This is a genomic window from Paenibacillus sp. HW567, from assembly GCF_000374185.1.
GTDB lineage: Bacteria > Bacillota > Bacilli > Paenibacillales > Paenibacillaceae > Paenibacillus_AQ.
Map to the genome: position 1 here is coordinate 469915 of NZ_KB910518.1, position 18950 is coordinate 488864.

Below are 18950 nucleotides of genomic sequence, written 5' to 3' on the forward strand. Positions count from 1 at the left end.
GGCTTACAGTTATTCGTATACTTTGATTTCGTTATAAAAGGTGTCCCGCTCCACCGGAATCCGTCCTGCGCCTTTTACGAGCCAGATCAGCTCCTCGCGTGTCAGTCCTTCCGGAGTCAACGCTCCGGCAGCGTGGCTGATGCGTTCCTTCAGAATCGTCCCATGCACATCGGAGGCTCCGAAGCTGAGGGCAACCTGGGTTAATTGTGCGCCAATATTAATGAAGTAAGCCTTAATATGGTCGAAATTGTCCAACATTAACCGGCTGACCGCAATCGTCTTGAGGTCTTCGTAAGCAGAGTTGCGTCGCATGATTCCGGCATTTTTATTCTTCGGCTGCATCGACAGCGGGATAAACACCATGAAGCCGTTGGTTTCATCCTGCAGATCACGGATTTGCAGCATATGGCGCACACGGTCCTCACGGGATTCGATGGAGCCGTACAGCATAGTGGTATGTGTTCTCATTCCCAGCTTGTGCGCTGTCCGGTGGACCTCCAGATATTCTTCGACATTGGCTTTGTCCACGCGCATTTTTTTGCGGTATTGATCGGATAGAATTTCGGCTCCGCCGCCGGTAAGTGTCTTGAGGCCCGCTGCACGCAGCTCCTCCAGCACTTCACGGATGCTTAGCCCGCTGATTCGGGTGAAGAAGTCGATTTCAGCCGCAGTGTACGCCTTCAAGGTAACCTGCGGGAACGCTTCGTTCAAGGCTTTTAGCGAATCAACATAGTATTGGAAGGGAACCTTATCATTATGGCCGCCGACGATATGAAATTCGCGTACCCCGGGATGGATATGCTGCTCGACATATTTCACCATATCCTGACCGGAAAGGGTATATGCACCCTCTTCTCCGTCATCCTTGCGGAAATTGCAGAATGCACAGCGGGATTCGCAAACATTGGTGAAATAAAGACTCATATTTTCGATAAAATATACCTTGTTTCCGTTCTTCCGCTGGTTGACCTCATTGGCGAGCTGACCGATTGTCAGTAAATCGTTGCTCTCATATAAATAAACGCCATCTTCCAAATTCAATCGTTCGCCGCTGCGAACCTTCTCAATAATGTTTGCCATTCTGGCGTCTGTGTGGGGGGTTATAAGGGTAGACATATGATTTCCTCATTTCTGGAATAAACTCTAAGTGCTGCCGTCCATTACAAAATGCTGCGATGACAGCTACCCGCGTGACAATTTTCCGAATTTTGTGCGTATCGCTGTTCCTATTATAAACCTCTCACAAGGGGGGAGCAACCGCTGAAAACAGATGGAATAAGCAGGTGATTCACGTTTTGCTTCGGTGCAGCTAGGACTTGAGAGCAGGTGGATAGTGGAGTATACTTAATTTTATACAAGTGGAAACGGCTACCCCGTCTTGATAAGGTCGTATCCGTTCCAGCGAGAAATATAAGGATTCTGAAAAGTTACTTTTGGCCGGTTGGTCATATGATACAGAATATTCTTTCTTAGGAGGCAAAAGACCATGATAACAATCAGTGAAACAGCGGCAGATCAACTTAAGGTTATGCTGGCTGAGCAGGAGTTACCGAATATGTTCCTTCGCCTTGGCGTAACGGAGGGCGGCTGCAGCGGCTTCTCCTACGCTATGGGCTTCGACGACAACGAAAGCGATCAGGACGTTTACATGGAAGTTCAAGGCATGAAGGTTGTCGTAAGCAAAAGCGATATCCGTTATCTCGACGGACTCGAAATCGACTTCGAGGAATCCGGCATGACCGGAGGTTTCACCATCAACAACCCGAACGCCACGGCAACCTGCGGCTGTGGTTCAAGCTTCCGTACGAAGGACGATGCAGGCAAGCCTGCGGCTGAGCCTTGCTAATTACGTTGTATTAATGTTTATACTCCGCTGTACTGACCGATGGCAACGGCGATAGAGGCTGATGCGAGGACTTTATATGTTGGAGTTAGAATGTTGATTATATAACCGTGGATTGTGAATTACTAAGGAAAATAAGCACACCGCAATGGTGATGCGAGGATTGCGGCTTCCGAACCTCTTGAATTGTGTATGGTGCATACTACACTTTTTAGGAGGTTTTTTTTATTGACCAAGAAACATAGAAGAGCGCCTATAGGAAGAAGACCTGAACAAGAGGAGTATAAGCACTTTGGATATTTTTATACATGGCTAATCTCGAAATGCAATTCGTCGATGATTTTACCACCAACATTATTTATGTGAAGTAAATTAATATTACAAGCTTCAACTTTTTGTAATTAAGGTTGGTATCATAAATGAACAAAATTGATGTAGCGGAAGAAGCATTTTAAAAAAAAGATTGAAAGGGGCTGGGATCATGAGTGTCAGGGAGCTTGGAGGAAGTGGAGCTAAAGGTCCAGAAGAGTTATTAAAAATAGTCATAGAAAAATACAGGGTATCACCGCAGTCTTTGAGTAAGATTACTGGGTTGGATGTGAATGAAATTAATGATTTAGCCCAAAATAAGGTTAGTGATGTTTCGAAAACATCAAATATTGCATTTGATCAACTTATTATAATGCTATCTATTGGAATGGAGTTGGTAGATACAAATGATAGAGTAAAAGGGATAATTGAAGTTCTGATTCAAGAATATGAAATTACTATTGAAACAATAGCACTGTACGCTAATCTAAGCACTGAAAATATATTGTCTTTTTTTAGAGATTATGACTCTATTCCTTACAATGAAAAGTACCAATTAGCAGTGACAAGTCTTTTCCTGCATTACTTATTTAAACGACCTGATCATAATTAATATTTGAAATATGAATTAGCTCTGTTGCATAATGCAAAAACGGCTATGGATATCGCCATAGTTCTTTTATTTTGAAGTGAGGTGATATGATCATATATAGGGAAATTACACACAGCTTTTAAAAAAAAGGTTAGTGGCATCAATTTGGATATTCATATATAATTATGCATGCCAGTTTACACCGACTCTTAATTTGGGTATATTCCGGTTATTATCATCCACAATTTCATTGAGATGCAATACTTAAGGCCAGAAATTCTTTCCTATTATATAGGCAATAAATAAGGATCTTTCAGGTATACCTGGAAGGTCCTTTTTTCTGCTGCTGGTTTCCAGTATTTAGTGAGGCTGATATACTGATATGAAGTGGCAGGGTTGAATTGAAGTCTCTAAGAGGTGAACAAGGTGAACGATGGAATTGAAGTAAGATTGGCGACGGAAGCGGATGCCGAAGCTCTGGCCAATCTCAATTATGAGTTCAACGGAGTCCTGATGAGAACCGATGAGGTACAAGAAAGTTTGGCTTCGTCTACAGAGCTTGTTGCATTAGGAGTAAGGGGAGGCTTCCCGGTGGGGTTTGCTTGCGCACAGTACTTCAAATCTTTTTGTTATGGCGACGGGTATGGCGAGATTACTGAAATGTATGTGCGGGAGAAAGCGCGAAGATGCGGGGGCGCAACTTTAATAGTAGCTTTTCTGGAAGCGGAGCTGCGGGCCAGGGGTGTTCGGAACGTTAAAATCCTGACCGGATCAAGGAATGATCCTGCCATCCAGACCTATGAGAAGATTGGCTATAGCAGGGATGAGGAAGTCGTACTGTCGAAAAAACTATACTAAAAGGAGGAACACATGAAAACTCTATACCGGCCTGTCGGTCTTGCGGAAATGAAGTTGATGCTTGATCTGAAGCTCTGCGGCTTTCCGCCAAGATTACCGGAGCAGCCGATCTTTTACCCGGTGCTGAACAAACCGTATGCAGATCAAATTGCGAGAGAATGGAACACCAAAGATGCATTTTCCGGTTATGTTGGATTTGTGACGGAATTTGCTGTTTCTAGTCCTTACATAGATCACTTTGCCGAACAAGTAGTAGGGGCGAGCCATCACAAGGAATTGTGGATACCCGCAGAGGAAATGGATGAATTCAATCATCATCTGGTCGGCCCCATACGGGTTGTTGATGTTTACTATGGTACCGGTTATGTCGGGCTAATCCCGGAGGCGCCTGTTTTTGAGGGCCTGGATTCCCTGGAACAATTCTTAATTTGGAAAAACATTCTTGAATTCAATGCTATGGATTTCCATGCTGAGATTAAGGAGCATTGGCAGCACATTTTCGTGAATTATGCCTATTGGTGCGGGGCGGATTTCAGCTTGGCAGGGTTGACTGAGGCGGAGAAAAACGGAGTGCTTTTAACAATGAAAGAATATTGGAAAGAGCATTTTCCCGATTTTACTTTGTTTGGACATTAATCAGGAGGAACCACAATGAATAACCAAAAAGCAAATTTGTTAAAATGTCTGCCAAGTGAATACAAAGACCTCTCCGCCGAAGAGATTGTTGATTCGATATGCAGTACCATTTATGAGCCGGATAATGTGGCTGCCAGAGAGGCTGTGCTGGAATCACCGGGATTTCTGCGGGATATTTTGCTGCTGATAGATATGGACACTGAATTAACGATGAATGGCATTCTTGGTTTTCTTGAGAATCCATCAGGGAGATATTTGGCGGAAACCATAGAGGCCTTGAAGCATATAGGCGCAGCCGAAGATGCAAGAATACTGGAGCATATCAAGCAGCAGCTTGAAGCAAACCGTCCTCAGCGGCAAAAGACCCCTGCCCTTCATGAAATCAGCAGCTTTCGAGACCGGTACATACTGAATGCAGAAGTGCTGGATGGAATACTGAGAGTGGCGGACGGGCTGTATTTGAACACATCTGACCGTAATATTTTTGATAACTTGGTCGAGTATTTGTCGCAGAACAGGCTGCTTGTGGATGAAGAGCTTAAGAAATATAGCGAATAATCAGCAAAATACAGAAGATGGAGTGAGCATCTATGGAAATGCAAGAAATAAAAAAGGACTTGTTCTCAATGCCGGAGAACTACCTGCTGGCTCACTGTATTTCGGCCGATGCCAAAATGGGGGCGGGGATCGCCGTGCAATTCCGGAAAAAATTCAAGCTCTCTTCACTTCAGGATGCAGCAGGCAGGAAGGAGCTGGTTGTAGGAAAATGTTATAAGGTCGGCCGCGTGCTCAACTTGATTACCAAGCCGAAATATTGGCAGAAGCCTACTTATGAGACTCTGACGTTGGCCCTGAGATCAATGAAAGATGTCTGCATCCAGGAGTCGGTTACTCACCTTGCAATGCCTGAAATTGGTTGCGGCTTAGACAAACTGCAGTGGGGAAAAGTTAGAGAGATCATCGCCGCAGAGTTTAACGATACCGATGTGAATATTGTTGTCTGCCGATTATAGCTATTTGAGGATATGTATGTTAATAAAATCCGGAGGTAGGCGAAATGAAAAAGAAGATTGGAATCGTGGTTATGGATTAAACGGACAGCAGGCTGACTCTGTAAAAGCATTAAAATATGAAGGTTCGCTTTATTTGTCGGTCAAAAGTATGACTGATTTTTTTGGACTAAATTCAACCCTGAAATATGATAGTGTGAATTGGATGATTATTCGAAGAGCCTATTAAAGAATGAGTATAGGTATCTTACAGTGACCAAAGAAGTAGATACCCAAATTAACAATGTTGATGCAAAAGTATTTGACTATAAAAATAGTGAAAACGTAGGCAAGCTGGCAATTATTCATAAGGATTCAGATTTTGTGACTATTAACTTTTTCATTGATAAAACCAGATTTAAAGAAAGTGACTTCAAAGAATATGACAAAATCATCAAAAGCTTCAATATCCAATAAACAAGCTAATTCATAGATTATATTAGTAATTCAGAGATTCCGACATCATCCGCGCTTGTCCTTGCCCTGGCGGTTGCTGTCGATTGCCGTGTAGTGGGCTTGTCAGATTCTGCGGCAACCCCGAGTCTTCCATATTCGATGCTCCAGGACATAAGGCTCTGCTGCCATATGCCCTTTTTTGCCGTTCGTTCCCGCTTACACGGACAATCATACAGGAGGGCGTGACCTTTTCTGAGTAATGTATAGAGTAGGCTGGGAATTAGAAAGGAGAGGGAGGAAGATGGCAGGAAGACAACTGGCCAGCAAGTGGCTGAAAACTCAGGCGCTGCTTAGTGATCCACGGGTTGCCGGTTACATTCCGAGAACGATGGAATATAGTGCTGCCGGATTATTAACGATGCTGGGGAGATACAGTAATGTTGTAATCAAGCCTGTGGTAGGCGGTGGCGGCTACGGGGTGATCAAAGTATTTCGGGATAGCCGCGGGTATGGCTTCACGTATATGCATAGCACACGGACTTTTCGTGATTTCTCATCCATGAGACATGCCTTGGACAGATTCAAGGTCAAACGGAAATATTTAATCCAACAGGGTATTTCTCTGGCCCGGATTTCTGGGCGTCCGCTGGATTACCGGGTAAAAGTGGCGAAGGAAGGAGATCACTGGGTATTCCGTGCGATGGTGGGAAGACTGGCAAGACCGGGACTGTTCGTAACCAACCTGTGCAAGGGGGGGACGATGTTAAGCTGCCGCCAAGGGCTGCGAAAATCATTGCCCAAGGTGAGTGCATCAGCCAAAAAAGCGGAGATGCGCCGGCTGACCTTAATCTGCATAGAACTGATGGAGCGGCATTTTCCTGGAGTTGGTGAGCTTGGATTCGACTATGCCGTGGATCACCGCGGAAAAATCTGGATTTTGGAAGTGAATACGAGACCGAAATAATTAAATAATTTTTAAGAATTGACGATAAATAGAGTAATGAGATAGAATTGCGATTAGTTGTGTGATTGTAAGGGAATGTATGGAAGGAATTCCACGTAATTATGAACATTTTAAAAAAATTATCGCCGCAATTCATAGGGTATGGCTCCTGTGTATAACTGTTATCCCCATATTCCACTATGCAGTTAATGACTCCAGAGGCTTTACTAACATATTATGCACAGGATCTCCACAATTGGCTGTGGATAATGAGAACGCTTGTTCGAAAAATAATAGTTTGCTATGATAGATTCAGATCCAAATAAAGGAAAGGTAGGTGAACGTTATGGTTGAATTGTCGGATGAAATGCTCTTGGACTCTTACCATAGAGCAATAGAGCTGCAATTAGAGCATGATTTCATCGCTCTGCTGCTCGCTGAAATTCGCAAACGGAACTTACACTCTCCAGTACATGCGGTTCTTCATTAAAGCTCGGAGCATACCTTTCAGCAGCACAATCATTCAAACCGCACGCGGCACAAAATAGGGTATCTTTTCAAGTTGAAATGCTATCAACCTGAAAGGATACCCTTTTATTGTACTCAAGTAGGGGAGATTAAAGCTTGAGGTTGCTGCTATGTCCCGGGGACAGCTTTGCCTCAGGATCAATGTATACCTTGGCATTATTCACAGCAGTAGGAGCTTCTCCGAACCCAACAGCAATTAGCTTCAGCTTGCCCGGATAGGTTGTAATATCCCCGGCAGCGAAGATTCCCGGGATGCTTGTTTCCATACGGGAGTCGACCGGAATCGAGTTGTTCTCGATCTCAATCCCCCATTCCGCAATCGGCCCAAGGGAGGACACGAAGCCGAAATTGACGATTACGCTGTCTACTTCAATCTCCTGCGTTTCTTTGGTTTTGATGTTGGATAGGGTGACCTTGGTGATGAACTCTTCGCCATGCAGCTCGGTGATCTCTGAAGGGGTAACTACGTTTACCTTGGAGGCCATCAGATTCTCTACGCTGTGCTCATGTGCGCGGAATTTATCGCGGCGGTGAATCAGAGTTACCTGCTCGGCGATCGGCTCCAGCATTAGCGCCCAGTCTACTGCGGAGTCGCCGCCGCCGCTGATCAGTACCTTCTTGCCTTTGAATGCGTTCAAATCACTTACGAAATAATGCAGGTTTGCTTTCTCAAAACGTGCTGCTTCCGGAAGCTCCAGACGACGTGGTTCAAAGGCGCCTACGCCTGCGGTAATGATTACCGCTCTGCTGTGATATTCCGCCTTATCGGTAGTGACGATGAAATGGCGCTCGTCCTGCTTGGTAAGCGAGACGACCTTCTCTTCCAGACGGATATTGGACTGAAACATTTCCATCTGCCGGGAAAGGTTATTTACCAACTCTTGGGCAGTTACTTTGGGAAAACCGGCCACGTCGTAAATATATTTTTCAGGATAAAGAGCAGCAAGCTGCCCTCCCAATTGGGGCATACTTTCAATAAGGGTTACCGATGCCTGGCGCATCCCGCCGTAAAAAGCGGCAAACATACCGGCTGGGCCCCCGCCTATGATTAGAAGATCGCTCATAGGAACGGATTGCTCTAGTGTCACGAAATATTACACCTCCGAGTTGATAGTTTCAAATTGCCATACTGGTTTACTTACTCATTATAAACATTGTGGGACCGACCTGCAAAGGCTTGATTTGCCCCGAAAATTGTGGCTTTTTGTTGTATGATTATATTTGATTAAAACGATACTAAGGTTTACAATGGATATGGTTATTTTAGAAATCCTTTAAGTTTTATTGGAAATTCTTCTGAATTTAAGTGTATAAATTCACAAAAGAACCTGAAATTTTTGACAAAAAATAACACATAGACAGATTCACCTGTTGGAAGGAGCCGGAACATGAGCAGTATTCCCAAAATCGTTATTCTAGGCGCGGGATATGGAGGTATTTTGACCGCGCAGCGGCTGCAGAAAGCTTTGAACTACAATGAAGCGGATGTGACACTCGTAAACCGTCATGAGTATCACTATTTTACAACCCATCTTCATATGCCTGCTGCGGGAACGGATAGCATTGAGCATTCGCGCGTATCTATTTCTAAATTAATTGATGAATTCAAAATTGATCTCGTAAAATCTTCCGTACAGGAAATTCGCACCCAGCAGAAAAAAGTCATTCTGGAGGATGGCACGCTTTCCTATGACTATCTCGTAATCGCCCTCGGCGGCGAGCCGGAAACGTTCGGAATTCCGGGACTCGACAAATATGCGCTGACGATCCGCAGCATAAATTCTGTGCGTCTGATCCGCGAGCATATCGAATATCAATTTGCCAAATACAAGAATGAGAATAATGCACAAGAGCATATCAATTTCGTTGTGGGTGGCGCTGGCTTCAGCGGCATTGAATTTGTGGCCGAGCTGGCGGACCGCATCCCGGCTCTGTGCAAGGAATATGATGTTGATCCAAGCATGGTTAATGTCTACAATGTGGAGGCCGCACCTACAGCGCTGCCGGGATTTGCCCCGGAGCTGGTGGAGCATGCAATGACTGTGCTCACGAAGAAGGGCATAACCTTCAAGATCGGCGTAGCAATCAAGGAATGCCTGCCGGGCGGTGTTATCCTCGCAACAGGCGAAGAGATCAAAGCCTCGACCATCGTCTGGACCGGCGGAATCCGCGGTAACCGTCTGATTGAAGCCGCCGGCTTCGAAGCGATGCGCGGACGCGTGAAGGTGGACGAGTACTTGCGTGCGCCGGGACATGAGAATATCTTTATTATCGGCGACGGCTCCCTGATGATTAATCCCGAAGGACGCCCTTATCCGCCGACAGCGCAAATTGCGATGCAGCAGGGCGAGTGCTGTGCGCATAATCTTGTGGCAGCCATCCGCAGCCAGCAGCCGAAGAAGTTCGCCTTCAGCAACAAGGGAACTGTAGCTTCGCTTGGCAAAGGCCAGGGCATCGCCGTGGTCGGTGACAAGAAATACAAGGGCTGGACAGCGGCGCAACTGAAAAAGGTTGTGGATATGCGTTATTTGTTCATTATCGGCGGCATTCCGCTGGTGCTCAAAAAAGGAAGATTCCTCTAAGATGCGCCACTGTAGCGTGCAAGTACGCGGACTGCTGACGCGTGAAGAGCTGGATAGATATAATGGTCTGATTGAGGTGGGTTCTTATCTGGAGGATCAGAGCCGCTACGACCTCGCTTACACTGTGCAGAAGGAAATCGACATTCTCATTCTCCCGGCGATTGAACGCCTGAAGGATAAGAGCCGGGCCCGTGACCGGGCGACAGCGAAATATCTGGAGAGCTTGCAGGATGAGGATGCAGACAGCGAAGAGGACAACGAATAAAGACGGTGGCAAGCTCCGTCATCTTGGCTGCATGATTAAAGGGTGTGTCTCCATGAAGGAGGCACACCCTTTTGCGATTAGTTAGAGACAATCTTACAGCTTCAGCATGTCCTCAAACGTTTCGGGAGTCAGAAGGTTGCCGACATAGAAGGGGCCAAATTCGCCGTAGCGGGCGCTCACTTCGTCAAAACGCATTTCGTATACGAGCTTCTTGAACTGGAGCGCATCTTCGGCGAACAGGGTTACTCCCCATTCCCAGTCATCGAAGCCGACAGAGCCGGTGATAATCTGCTTCACTTTTCCGGCATACCCGCGTCCGATTAATCCGTGCGAATGCATCAGCTCGCGGCGCTTCTCCATATCCAGCATGTACCAGTTGTCGGCAAGCTCGCGTTTCTTGTTCATCGGGTAGAAGCAGATATGCTTCGCTTGCGGTAGGATGGGCTTAAGCCGGGCAGCAACATGCGGATTCAGCATCGGATCGCTGCCGTCGGCGTTTCCTCCTGCAGCATAATTACTGAGCTCAACGATACTGACATAGGAATAGGACTTGGTGGTATATTGGGCAAAGGCGATTTTGTTGAAGGCAGTCTCAAGCGCATTCAGCGCTTCCAGGCTTTCCCGCAGAAACATCATCACGAAATCAGCCTTCTGGCCGACAATGGAATACACTGTGGAGCTTCCTTCCTTGGCCTCCTCCACCGGTCCCCATTCCTCCATAAAGGCATGCAGCTCTTCCAGGGCAACGGCGCGTTCTTCATCATCGGCGGCCGTCCAGGCCGTCCAGTTCAGAGAGCGGAAGTCATGCAGGGCATACCAGCCTTCCAGCGTCAACGCGGCTTCGTTCATGTTCTCACTCCTCGTAAAGTTCCAAATGATCTATTTGCATTGTAGCGCATGCGGGAGGCCAAGATCAAACGCTGACGCGGTATTTCGCAGCAATTGGCTTTTGCAGGACGCTAATGTTCATTGCTTCGTTACATTTTTTCTAGTAAACTTACAATTACAAAAGGGTTGCTGTGCGGTTCTTTATAGAGAGAGGGGATGGCGGTAAGATGGGATTTATTCCTGTGTTTGTACTGGCCGTTTTGTTCTTTGTTATGATGTTCGGCATTGGTTTTATTCTTAACATGCTAATGAAGACTACCTGGTTCCCCGCCTATCTGTTCGTAATCGTGATTTTGCCTGTTATCGTATATTCCATTTGGGATCAGAGTACTATGACTCTCTGGAAGCATCTGTCAACCTTTCATGTGGTGGACTATCTCACCGGAATTGCCGGACTTGCCGGCGCGGTGCTCAGCGGCTGGACGATTCAGAAGCTGCGGCTGGGCGGCTACACAATGTTCTAAGCGAAGCATTGCAATACATACCCGCAAACGGCTGCTGCCCTTGTTAGAGGCTGGCGAGGCCGTTTTTCTACATTTTGATAGGATATATTTGGACTTTTTTTTACATTTCCGGCCGGGTGTTTTGTGATAGAATAGAAATCTATACGGATTCGTGTAGAAAAAGAGGGAGGTAATCCGCAGATGCGCATGAGTCACCTGCATCATTTCACCGAACATCATCGGTACTGCGTTTCCCGCGAATTCGGTCTAAGCAGTGTGGATGGACGTATGCTGAGCTCGGTGTATCAGCCGATGGTCGGCGCTTTTGCCGTCAGCCTGTACCGGCTGCTGTTCGAGCATATTCCGGCTGAAGCCATCGGCTACTCTCCGGTAGAGCAGCAGCGCCGGCTGTTCATGACACTGGGTGTAGAACCGAATGAAAAAGGCCGTAAATATTTGGTGGATCAGGCTTCCCGGCTGGAGGCGGTGGGGCTTATGCAGACCTGCCGCATTTATGTGGCGGAAACCGATGATTATATGTACGAATATGAGCTGCTGCCGCCGTTGTCGCCGGCTGATTTTTTTGCAACCCAGCATTTAACGCTGCTGCTGCGGGACAAGATCGGCAAATTTGCCGTGTTGTCGCTGCGCGAGCAGTTCTGGAACCGGGAACCGGAGGAGTGGAGCCGCCGGTCCATCGGTAAAGAGAATATTTCCCTGCCCTTTTACGATATTTTTCAACTCAATACGCACGTGATTGATTATGAGCTGGAGCAGGCGCTGGCCGAGGTAGCTTCGGTACGGCAGCCCGGTATGCGTGAAGCCGGAGAACCAGCCATTGGATACAGCGATATCATCCTGCGCTTTCCGCGCGAGTCCGTCAACCGGGTTCATGTTGAGAAGCTGCGCTTTGACCATACCCAGATGGGGCTGATCAATTACGTGGCCCACAAATATGAGCTCAGTCCCCAGGACCTGTCCCGCCTGCTGGATGAGGACGGGGTGTTCACCCCGGATGGCGAAGTGATTCTGGATGCGCTGCAATACAAGGCGAGCCAGCATTTCCGCCAGGACCTGAAGCGCCAGGAGAAGCGGGAAATCGCCGCAGCCAAGGTGATCTCCCTGCGCTCGGCGTCTGCTGAGGAAGGCGATGATTCGATTGCTCCGCCGGAGCAATCCGTCGAGATGGAGTATTATGTGGAGGTACCTCCGCAATTTTTGTCCAAGTGCGATATTCACCAATATAATATGATGCTGCGCAATGAGCCTTATACACGGCTGCTGCAGACGTTCTTTCCTGGTTCAGTGCCATCCCAATTAATGGATACCTTCGAGAAGATTGATCTTAACTATAAGCTGAGCGGAGAGGTCATCAATGTGCTGATCCACTATGTGATGACCATGGTGGCTTCGGGCGGCGATCAGCGGATGAACCGTAATTTCGTCGAGGCCATTGCCAGCAATATGCTGGTGAAGCAGGTGAATACTTACGAGAAGGCCGTGCGTTATATCCGTGACCAGACCAAGGTCAAGGGTAAGGGGACAGCATCCGGGGCTGCCGGTTCAACCGGGGCCCGCCAGCGTTCTTACACCAAGAGCGGGGGGCGGTCCGCCAAGCCGGAGATTCCAATTGTGCTGGATGACGGCAGCGCCGGAACCGTATCGGATGAGGAGTTCGCGGCAGCGATGAGGAAGGCGGCTGATATCAAGGCCAGCAAGAAAAAGGGCGTATCCAAAACGCCGTAAATGAAAGCGAGGTGCAGCTATGGAATCTATGGGTGAAGTGCTGCGTTCAATGAACAATTCCACGCTGCGCCAGCGTTCCCGTGATCTTGAGCAGAACCTGCTGAACCACCCTTTGGTGAAGCAGCTTCAGGCGGAGCATCCTGAGCTGGACGAGTCGCGGCTGAAGCTTCACTTAAGCCGTCTGTACCAATATGTGGAAGAGAGCCGCCACTGCGCGAGCTGTCCGGGTCTTGAGAATTGTCCGAATGACTTCCCGGGACATTACAGCAAGCTTACGGTGGAGACGGTGAACGGTACAGCCGATCTATATGAACGCAAGACCGCCTGCAAGCTTAAGGTCGCTCAGGATAATCAGGACAGCATCCGCAAGCGCATCCGCAGCTTCTATGTGGATGAACGGGTACTGAACGGCGGTTATGACGAGATTGATATTATGGGTAAGGACCCCCGACGGGTATCTGCCGTGAACCAAATATTTGATTATATTACCGGAGTCAAGGAAGAGGGACTGAGCGCCCGGGGAATTTATCTGCATGGCAGCTTTGGAACGGGCAAAACCTTCCTGATGTGCTATCTGCTCCACGAGCTGGCGGTAGCCGGGCACAGCGGCGTAATTGTGTACATGCCGGATTTCATTGAGGATCTTAAGTCGATCATGATGGATGCCCAGAAGCTGAAGGAAACCGTCGATACGCTGAAAAATTGCGATTTGCTGATTTTTGACGATATCGGTGCGGAGAATCTGAATCCGTGGGCCCGCGATCATGTACTGGGAGCGATCCTCAACTACCGTATGAACCGCAAGCCAACCTTCTACACCTCCAACTATCCGCTGGACGGTCTGGAGAAGCATCTCAGCTTCACGAGCAAGGACGGCGAAGAGGTCTACAAGGGGAAGCGGCTGATGGACCGGATAGCCCCGTTTGTAGAGGTCATTCCTTTGCATGGGGAGAATCAGCGGGGAACAGGCAGATAGCTTAGCGGACTGGGAAACAGCAAAAATCCGGTGTCTTCCTTATGGAAGCGCCGGATTTTATGCAAATCGAACATACTTTACTCCGATAAAAGCTTAATATTAACCATCCCGAAAAAAACCGCTGTCATAACCCCCGTCATTCCGGAAAAACCGGTCATTACATCGCCCGGATCATTGCGGGGCTCCTCGTTGACAGGTTCTCTGGGGTCCCGTGCTTGCGCGTTGGCATCCATCTTTTTTCCTCCTTGCAGTTGCAGGACTGCAATAAGTGGGTTACAGTTAGATGTGTGAGAGAAGTCATTGACAATTAATGCGCTTTCTTCAAGTATGCGAACTCCGTGATACGTTGTGAAGAAGAAAGTGCTGCTGAATTAATTGATTTTATACAATTAAATTTTATAAAACATTACACAAAGTCATTGTAAATATGTTATACTGTGGGTGTGTCGGTAAATGATAATCTGGTTATCATATTACATGAAACAATTTATTCCAATATAATTTCGGAGTGAATTCGCCACACTAGACTTAACTGTTATAGAAGCGGATATGGCTTCGTACAACCTAAAGGAGGAACAATATCATGGCTATCGTGAACGTGTCTGACCAATCCTTCGGCAACGAAGTGGAAGGTCAAGGGACTGTAGTAGTAGATTTCTGGGCACCTTGGTGCGGCCCTTGCAAAATGCTTGCCCCTATCTTGGAGGAATTGTCCACTGAGCTGGGAGACGATGTAAAAATTGCTAAATTGAATGTGGATGAGAATCCGGAAACTGCTTCCCGTTTTGGCGTAATGAGCATTCCTACGCTGATCTTCTTCAAAGACGGACAGCCGGTTGATAAAGTTGTAGGTCTGAACTCCAAGGATTCCCTGAAGAATATCGTAGCAAAACACCAATAAAATGTGCTGTCTTCCCCGGGGCATCTGCCCCGCCGCCAAAGCGCCTTCGGATTAACCGGAGGCGCTTTGTGCGTCGAACACAAGGAGTGCCGGCGGATTTTAGGAGTTGAACCTGGGGAGCTTTATCTTATAAACTTAGCTTATCAAGGTGTAGTATAGGTGGGGGAGAAATCATGGATCATATGGAGAATATCCGCAACAAGCTGGCGCTGCTGCCCGACCTGCCCGGGTGTTATCTGATGAAGAACGAAGAGGGCACCATTATTTATGTGGGCAAGGCCAAGGTGCTGAAGAACCGGGTCCGCTCTTATTTTACAGGCAGTCATAATGGGAAAACCCAGCGGCTTGTTGCCAACATTGCCGATTTTGAATATATCGTTACATCCAGTAATATGGAAGCGCTCATTCTGGAGTGCAATCTGATCAAGAAGCATATGCCGCGCTACAACGTGCTTTTGAAGGACGACAAGACGTTTCCATATATTAAAATCACGAACGAAGCGCACCCGCGCCTGGAGGTTACGCGCCGGGTGCTTAAGGATAAAGCCAAATATTTCGGTCCGTATCCGAATGGCTACGCGGCCCAACAGACCAAGAAGCTGCTTGACCGGATGTATCCGCTGCGCAAATGCGGTGTGATGCCCAAGGAGGTCTGCCTGTATTATCACATCGGGCAATGTCTGGCCCCCTGTGAGAAGGAAGTGCCAAAATCCGCTTATGAGGAAATCACGCAGAGTATCTCCGGATTTCTTGGAGGCGGGCATGAGGCAGTTAAAAAGGATCTGCGGCAAAAGATGCAGGAGGCCGCGGAGGAGCTGTATTTCGAGCGGGCCAAGGAGCTGCGCGACCAGATCATTCACATTGACGCTTTGATGGAGAAGCAGAAGATTAATACTACCGATACCAGAGACCGCGATGTGTTCGGCTATGCCGTGGATAAGGGCTGGATGTGTGTGCAGATTTTGTACATGCGGCAGGGGAAAATGATTCAGCGGCACTCCTCCGTATTCCCTTTCTACGGAGAGGCATACAGCGATTTCATTTCTTACGTGACGCAGTACTACAGCGATAATCCGGCGCTGCCGCAGGAAATTCTGCTGCCGGATACGGTGCTTGAAGGAACCGATAAATCAGGCAAGCCGCAAATGGCAGTGAGCGGCGGAGCTGAGGAGTCCGGCGCTGAAAAGGCGGACGGCACTGCGGCAGAGCTGGCTGGGGAGGCGGGTGAGGCTGCGGTGCCAGGGGATGCGGCGGAGCCGGCAGGTGAGTCTAGTGAGGCTGCGGTGGCTGAGCCTGCCGCAGAAGGAACCGTCGATGCGGCCGGAGGCGCGGCTGCCCTGCAGGAATGGCTGGGCGTCAAGGTGCTTGTGCCGCAGCGCGGGCTGAAGAAGCAGATGGTCGGCATGGCCTGCCAGAACGGCCGGGTCGCGCTGGACGAGAAGTTCCGGCTCATCGAACGCGACGAAGAGCGTACCTCCGGCGCAGCAAGCAGCCTCGGCCAGAGCCTGGGGCTCCCTTCGCTCAGCCGGATTGAGGCTTTTGACAACTCGAACATTCAGGGGACCAACCCGGTATCCGCGATGGTTGTCTTCATAGACGGCAAGCCTGCACGCAAGGAATACCGCAAATACAAGGTCCGCACTGTGCAGGGGCCGGATGATTATGAAACAATGCGCGAGGTGATCCGGCGGCGTTATGAACGGGTGCTGAAGGAAAATCTGCCGCTGCCCGATCTGATTGTAGTCGATGGCGGGAAGGGACAAATCTCCTCGGCCATTGATATTTTGCAGAATGAGCTGGGGTTGTACATTCCGGTCTGCGGTCTGGTCAAGGATGACAAGCACAGAACCGCCCAACTGCTGGTCGGTGATTCAGCCGAACCGATGTTGCTTGCGCGGGACAGCCAGGAATTCTACCTGCTGCAGCGCATTCAGGATGAGGTTCACCGTTTTGCGATTACGTTCCACCGCGAGCAGCGCGGCAAATCTATGGTGACCTCGAAGCTGGACTCCATTCCGGGCATTGGCGAGAAACGCCGGAAGCTGCTGCTGAAGCATTTTGGATCACTGAAGAAAATTAAAGAAGCGTCCATTGAGGATTTCCGTCCGCTGTCTATCGGCGAGAAGCTGGCGGGTCAGATTCTGGAGGCGCTGAAGGACGAAGAACCGTCATCATAAGCGAATGGTTGCCGGAAGCCAGGGCTGACGGACATATAAACACAGCAACGGCTGAGCGTTCCTTGGATAAGGAGCTCAGCCGTTTTTACTTGCTGCTTGCTTTTATGTTATGGGAGGGACCGGCTCAACTTGCTCCGGCTTGCGCGGAGGATTGAACAGGTACACGATATAACCTACCACAAACGGCAGGACGATGGTCACGATCCCAGCGCCGATATTGATAGGCTCCTTCATGAAGATCAGCGTAGCGCCCATCAGGATGCTGTCAAATACGACGTGGCTGAACATGGTGGCGATAAAGCCGTAGCGCAGGAAAATATAACTGAACAGGAGGCCGATTACGGTCAGCTCAATCGGACGCGAGCTGATCGGGTAGATCGGATACAGCGTATGGCCGAAGGCCCAGATCAGCGTGGTGATCAGGGAGGCCAGGAAGGTGCTGCGCACCATTTTTTTGACCATACGGATACCGAACAGGCGGTAAATGGCCTCCTCGGACAAGCCGGCAAGCCAGGCGACAATAGGCAGCAGCCAGGCATATCTCATGTTATAGGGAGATTGGCTGGCGTCGGTGGTGGACCAGTTATGCAGCGTAAACGACAGAATGATGAACATGAGTGTCTGCACGCCAAGCAGAATAAAAGCCCAGATATAGCCGGCACGCATGCTGTCCAACACATATTTGCCGTATCCCGGCTCCTTGGCGCGCGGCCAAGGGTTCAGCCCTTCCTCCTTGCGCCAGAGGCCGTTGCCTCCAACCAGCGAGAAGTAGAGCATGGAGGACATCAGCAGACTATAGATGAAATAGAAGATGAGCATGACCACGCTGGTGATGCGGCTCTCCAGGCTGTCTCCGCCGGTCTCCGAAATCACATTGTAGGAGCTGACCATCATGATTACGAAGTGTACTGAGCTGAGGAAGATCCCCCGTTTGAAGGAGGTATGTCCTCTGCGCAAAATACTATAGATCAGCGCCAAGATACCCAGCGCCAGCGTTGGCAGACCATAGCCGAGTCCGGTCAGCCATGTGGCTAGCGAGGTCTGATCTTCAACGTAGCTGACATGCCAGGCCGGAGCGGTGAAGCCGGCCCGGAAATAAGAGACATCATCCTGCTGGAATTTGAAATGATATTGCAGCAGCGATTCTCCAACCTTGACCGAGCTGTCGGTATAGACCAGTCCGTAACCTTCAGTGTCCGCCTGGATTTGCAGCTTGGCAGGATTGGCTCCCCACAGTTGCAGCCACGGACGGGCGAGGTTCTCCTTCTGCTCCAGCGACAGATCAGGCTCGCTTGCTGCGCCGGCGGCACCGGATACAGCGGAAAGACTGGCAGAGTTCTTCTTGGCTTCCACGCTTAGGCTTGAGTCCACTCCGCGTCCAAAGCCCACGACCTTGCCGGTGTTCATATTCAGATCAACCGACAGGATAGGGATTGCTTCACCGGAAGTATAAAGCACGGCATGAAAGACATCAAACGGGTAACGCTGATCGAGCTTTTTTTTGGAGTATTGATCCAGAAGCTTCTCCCGGGACATATAGCCGTAGAAAGAAGAATCCGACCGGTAACTGATGGACCACTTCTCCTGAGCGGTCTCTTGATGGCCAAGCTGCTGATCTGCGAATGCGGCGGCTTTCTCACGGGCTTCACTCTTGCTGATGGCTGCGGTATCTCCACCTGAAACGAGCTGGGGAGCGATCTGGAACATAATGAACACAATAAGACCGATAATACCTGCAAGGATGAGCCTGGTGGAAAGGGGCCGCTGCTGTAGGGGCTGGCCGACGGAATTCATGAAACGCCTCCTTGTGTGATGAAA

At 48.9% G+C, this 18950-nt stretch carries 22 protein-coding genes; 17 read left to right on the forward strand and 5 right to left on the reverse strand.

Annotated elements, in window-relative coordinates; translation table 11 throughout:
• Nucleotides 1-9: 9 nt before the first annotated feature.
• Nucleotides 10-1116, reverse strand: coding sequence for an aminofutalosine synthase MqnE (gene mqnE / locus B212_RS0102310; RefSeq protein ID WP_019908692.1), 1107 nt, complete (start codon nucleotides 1114-1116; stop codon nucleotides 10-12).
• A 370-nt stretch (nucleotides 1117-1486) separates the two neighbouring features.
• Between mqnE and B212_RS0102315 the strand changes: the two genes are divergently transcribed.
• The 10 genes from B212_RS0102315 to B212_RS33600 all read left to right on the forward strand — a co-directional run bounded on the left by B212_RS0102315 (nucleotide 1487) and on the right by B212_RS33600 (nucleotide 7116).
• Nucleotides 1487-1846, forward strand: a complete 360-nt coding sequence (locus B212_RS0102315) for a HesB/IscA family protein (RefSeq protein WP_019908693.1) — start codon at nucleotides 1487-1489, stop codon at nucleotides 1844-1846.
• A gap of 478 nt (nucleotides 1847-2324) precedes the next feature.
• On the forward strand, nucleotides 2325-2765 hold the full coding sequence (locus B212_RS0102320) for an HTH domain-containing protein (protein WP_019908694.1): 441 nt from the start codon (nucleotides 2325-2327) through the stop codon (nucleotides 2763-2765).
• A 405-nt stretch (nucleotides 2766-3170) separates the two neighbouring features.
• Nucleotides 3171-3602 carry a GNAT family N-acetyltransferase gene (locus B212_RS0102325; protein WP_019908695.1) on the forward strand — a complete coding sequence of 144 codons (432 nt, stop codon included), beginning with the start codon at nucleotides 3171-3173 and terminating at the stop codon, nucleotides 3600-3602.
• 12 nt (nucleotides 3603-3614) lie between these two features.
• Nucleotides 3615-4238, forward strand: coding sequence for a hypothetical protein (locus B212_RS34895; protein ID WP_019908696.1), 624 nt, complete (start codon nucleotides 3615-3617; stop codon nucleotides 4236-4238).
• Nucleotides 4239-4253: 15 nt separating this feature from the next.
• Nucleotides 4254-4796 carry a DMP19 family protein gene (locus B212_RS0102335; RefSeq protein WP_019908699.1) on the forward strand — a complete coding sequence of 181 codons (543 nt, stop codon included), beginning with the start codon at nucleotides 4254-4256 and terminating at the stop codon, nucleotides 4794-4796.
• A 32-nt stretch (nucleotides 4797-4828) separates the two neighbouring features.
• Complete coding sequence (locus B212_RS0102340; protein WP_019908700.1) at nucleotides 4829-5251, forward strand: macro domain-containing protein; 423 nt, start codon at nucleotides 4829-4831, stop codon at nucleotides 5249-5251.
• A gap of 16 nt (nucleotides 5252-5267) precedes the next feature.
• Complete coding sequence (locus B212_RS34270; RefSeq protein WP_156830054.1) at nucleotides 5268-5477, forward strand: hypothetical protein; 210 nt, start codon at nucleotides 5268-5270, stop codon at nucleotides 5475-5477.
• A 23-nt stretch (nucleotides 5478-5500) separates the two neighbouring features.
• A complete protein-coding gene (locus B212_RS0102345) occupies nucleotides 5501-5704 on the forward strand; it encodes a hypothetical protein (protein ID WP_019908702.1) in 204 nt (67 codons plus the stop codon).
• A gap of 280 nt (nucleotides 5705-5984) precedes the next feature.
• On the forward strand, nucleotides 5985-6647 hold the full coding sequence (locus B212_RS0102350; RefSeq protein WP_019908703.1) for a YheC/YheD family protein: 663 nt from the start codon (nucleotides 5985-5987) through the stop codon (nucleotides 6645-6647).
• A gap of 325 nt (nucleotides 6648-6972) precedes the next feature.
• The gene (locus tag B212_RS33600) at nucleotides 6973-7116 is read left to right on the forward strand and encodes a sporulation histidine kinase inhibitor Sda (protein ID WP_042217282.1); all 144 of its coding nucleotides are present in this window, start codon (nucleotides 6973-6975) and stop codon (nucleotides 7114-7116) included.
• Nucleotides 7117-7243: 127 nt separating this feature from the next.
• Here the strand turns inward: B212_RS33600 and B212_RS0102355 are convergent, their stop codons facing one another.
• Nucleotides 7244-8218 carry an NAD(P)/FAD-dependent oxidoreductase gene (locus B212_RS0102355; protein WP_036668776.1) on the reverse strand — a complete coding sequence of 325 codons (975 nt, stop codon included), beginning with the start codon at nucleotides 8216-8218 and terminating at the stop codon, nucleotides 7244-7246.
• 324 nt (nucleotides 8219-8542) lie between these two features.
• Here B212_RS0102355 and B212_RS0102360 point away from each other — a divergent pair, with 324 nt between their 5' ends.
• Entirely contained in the window at nucleotides 8543-9736 is a 1194-nt protein-coding gene (locus tag B212_RS0102360; RefSeq protein ID WP_019908705.1) for an NAD(P)/FAD-dependent oxidoreductase, read from the forward strand.
• A 1-nt stretch (nucleotide 9737) separates the two neighbouring features.
• Entirely contained in the window at nucleotides 9738-10001 is a 264-nt protein-coding gene (locus tag B212_RS0102365) for a hypothetical protein (protein ID WP_019908707.1), read from the forward strand.
• A gap of 93 nt (nucleotides 10002-10094) precedes the next feature.
• Here the strand turns inward: B212_RS0102365 and hemQ are convergent, their stop codons facing one another.
• Complete coding sequence (gene hemQ / locus B212_RS0102370; protein ID WP_019908708.1) at nucleotides 10095-10850, reverse strand: hydrogen peroxide-dependent heme synthase; 756 nt, start codon at nucleotides 10848-10850, stop codon at nucleotides 10095-10097.
• 206 nt (nucleotides 10851-11056) lie between these two features.
• On the opposite strand from hemQ, the gene B212_RS0102375 reads away from it, so the two are divergent.
• The 3 genes from B212_RS0102375 to dnaI all read left to right on the forward strand — a co-directional run bounded on the left by B212_RS0102375 (nucleotide 11057) and on the right by dnaI (nucleotide 14054).
• Nucleotides 11057-11353, forward strand: coding sequence for a YuiB family protein (locus tag B212_RS0102375; protein WP_019908709.1), 297 nt, complete (start codon nucleotides 11057-11059; stop codon nucleotides 11351-11353).
• 180 nt (nucleotides 11354-11533) lie between these two features.
• Nucleotides 11534-13078 (forward strand): DnaD domain protein, encoded by a 1545-nt coding sequence (locus tag B212_RS0102380; protein ID WP_019908710.1) that lies wholly within the window; start codon nucleotides 11534-11536, stop codon nucleotides 13076-13078.
• Nucleotides 13079-13097: 19 nt separating this feature from the next.
• Nucleotides 13098-14054: a primosomal protein DnaI gene (dnaI, locus tag B212_RS0102385; protein WP_019908711.1), complete on the forward strand. Its 957-nt coding sequence runs from the start codon at nucleotides 13098-13100 to the stop codon at nucleotides 14052-14054.
• 77 nt (nucleotides 14055-14131) lie between these two features.
• On the opposite strand, the gene B212_RS34275 is transcribed toward dnaI, so the two are convergent.
• A complete protein-coding gene (locus tag B212_RS34275; protein ID WP_019908712.1) occupies nucleotides 14132-14287 on the reverse strand; it encodes a hypothetical protein in 156 nt (51 codons plus the stop codon).
• 350 nt (nucleotides 14288-14637) lie between these two features.
• On the opposite strand from B212_RS34275, the gene trxA reads away from it, so the two are divergent.
• Nucleotides 14638-14955, forward strand: coding sequence for a thioredoxin (gene trxA, locus B212_RS0102395; protein WP_019908714.1), 318 nt, complete (start codon nucleotides 14638-14640; stop codon nucleotides 14953-14955).
• 173 nt (nucleotides 14956-15128) lie between these two features.
• On the forward strand, nucleotides 15129-17132 hold the full coding sequence (gene uvrC, locus B212_RS0102400) for an excinuclease ABC subunit UvrC (RefSeq protein ID WP_019908715.1): 2004 nt from the start codon (nucleotides 15129-15131) through the stop codon (nucleotides 17130-17132).
• Between the two features lie 102 nt (nucleotides 17133-17234).
• Here the strand turns inward: uvrC and B212_RS0102405 are convergent, their stop codons facing one another.
• Nucleotides 17235-18926 carry a CPBP family intramembrane glutamic endopeptidase gene (locus B212_RS0102405; RefSeq protein ID WP_019908716.1) on the reverse strand — a complete coding sequence of 564 codons (1692 nt, stop codon included), beginning with the start codon at nucleotides 18924-18926 and terminating at the stop codon, nucleotides 17235-17237.
• Nucleotides 18927-18950: the final 24 nt, after the last annotated feature.

What these genes read in the sequence shown, in the direction of transcription:
- mqnE (WP_019908692.1), bottom strand. Translation starts at nt 1,116, where the DNA reads ATGTCTACCCTTATAACCCCCCACACAGACGCCAGAATGGCAAACATT.
- B212_RS0102315 (WP_019908693.1), top strand. Translation starts at nt 1,487, where the DNA reads ATGATAACAATCAGTGAAACAGCGGCAGATCAACTTAAGGTTATGCTG.
- B212_RS0102320 (WP_019908694.1), top strand. Translation starts at nt 2,325, where the DNA reads ATGAGTGTCAGGGAGCTTGGAGGAAGTGGAGCTAAAGGTCCAGAAGAG.
- B212_RS34895 (WP_019908696.1), top strand. Translation starts at nt 3,615, where the DNA reads ATGAAAACTCTATACCGGCCTGTCGGTCTTGCGGAAATGAAGTTGATG.
- B212_RS0102335 (WP_019908699.1), top strand. Translation starts at nt 4,254, where the DNA reads ATGAATAACCAAAAAGCAAATTTGTTAAAATGTCTGCCAAGTGAATAC.
- B212_RS0102340 (WP_019908700.1), top strand. Translation starts at nt 4,829, where the DNA reads ATGGAAATGCAAGAAATAAAAAAGGACTTGTTCTCAATGCCGGAGAAC.
- B212_RS34270 (WP_156830054.1), top strand. Translation starts at nt 5,268, where the DNA reads ATGTTAATAAAATCCGGAGGTAGGCGAAATGAAAAAGAAGATTGGAAT.
- B212_RS0102350 (WP_019908703.1), top strand. Translation starts at nt 5,985, where the DNA reads ATGGCAGGAAGACAACTGGCCAGCAAGTGGCTGAAAACTCAGGCGCTG.
- B212_RS33600 (WP_042217282.1), top strand. Translation starts at nt 6,973, where the DNA reads ATGGTTGAATTGTCGGATGAAATGCTCTTGGACTCTTACCATAGAGCA.
- B212_RS0102355 (WP_036668776.1), bottom strand. Translation starts at nt 8,218, where the DNA reads ATGAGCGATCTTCTAATCATAGGCGGGGGCCCAGCCGGTATGTTTGCC.
- B212_RS0102360 (WP_019908705.1), top strand. Translation starts at nt 8,543, where the DNA reads ATGAGCAGTATTCCCAAAATCGTTATTCTAGGCGCGGGATATGGAGGT.
- B212_RS0102365 (WP_019908707.1), top strand. Translation starts at nt 9,738, where the DNA reads ATGCGCCACTGTAGCGTGCAAGTACGCGGACTGCTGACGCGTGAAGAG.
- hemQ (WP_019908708.1), bottom strand. Translation starts at nt 10,850, where the DNA reads ATGAACGAAGCCGCGTTGACGCTGGAAGGCTGGTATGCCCTGCATGAC.
- B212_RS0102375 (WP_019908709.1), top strand. Translation starts at nt 11,057, where the DNA reads ATGGGATTTATTCCTGTGTTTGTACTGGCCGTTTTGTTCTTTGTTATG.
- B212_RS0102380 (WP_019908710.1), top strand. Translation starts at nt 11,534, where the DNA reads ATGCGCATGAGTCACCTGCATCATTTCACCGAACATCATCGGTACTGC.
- dnaI (WP_019908711.1), top strand. Translation starts at nt 13,098, where the DNA reads ATGGAATCTATGGGTGAAGTGCTGCGTTCAATGAACAATTCCACGCTG.
- B212_RS34275 (WP_019908712.1), bottom strand. Translation starts at nt 14,287, where the DNA reads ATGGATGCCAACGCGCAAGCACGGGACCCCAGAGAACCTGTCAACGAG.
- trxA (WP_019908714.1), top strand. Translation starts at nt 14,638, where the DNA reads ATGGCTATCGTGAACGTGTCTGACCAATCCTTCGGCAACGAAGTGGAA.
- uvrC (WP_019908715.1), top strand. Translation starts at nt 15,129, where the DNA reads ATGGATCATATGGAGAATATCCGCAACAAGCTGGCGCTGCTGCCCGAC.
- B212_RS0102405 (WP_019908716.1), bottom strand. Translation starts at nt 18,926, where the DNA reads ATGAATTCCGTCGGCCAGCCCCTACAGCAGCGGCCCCTTTCCACCAGG.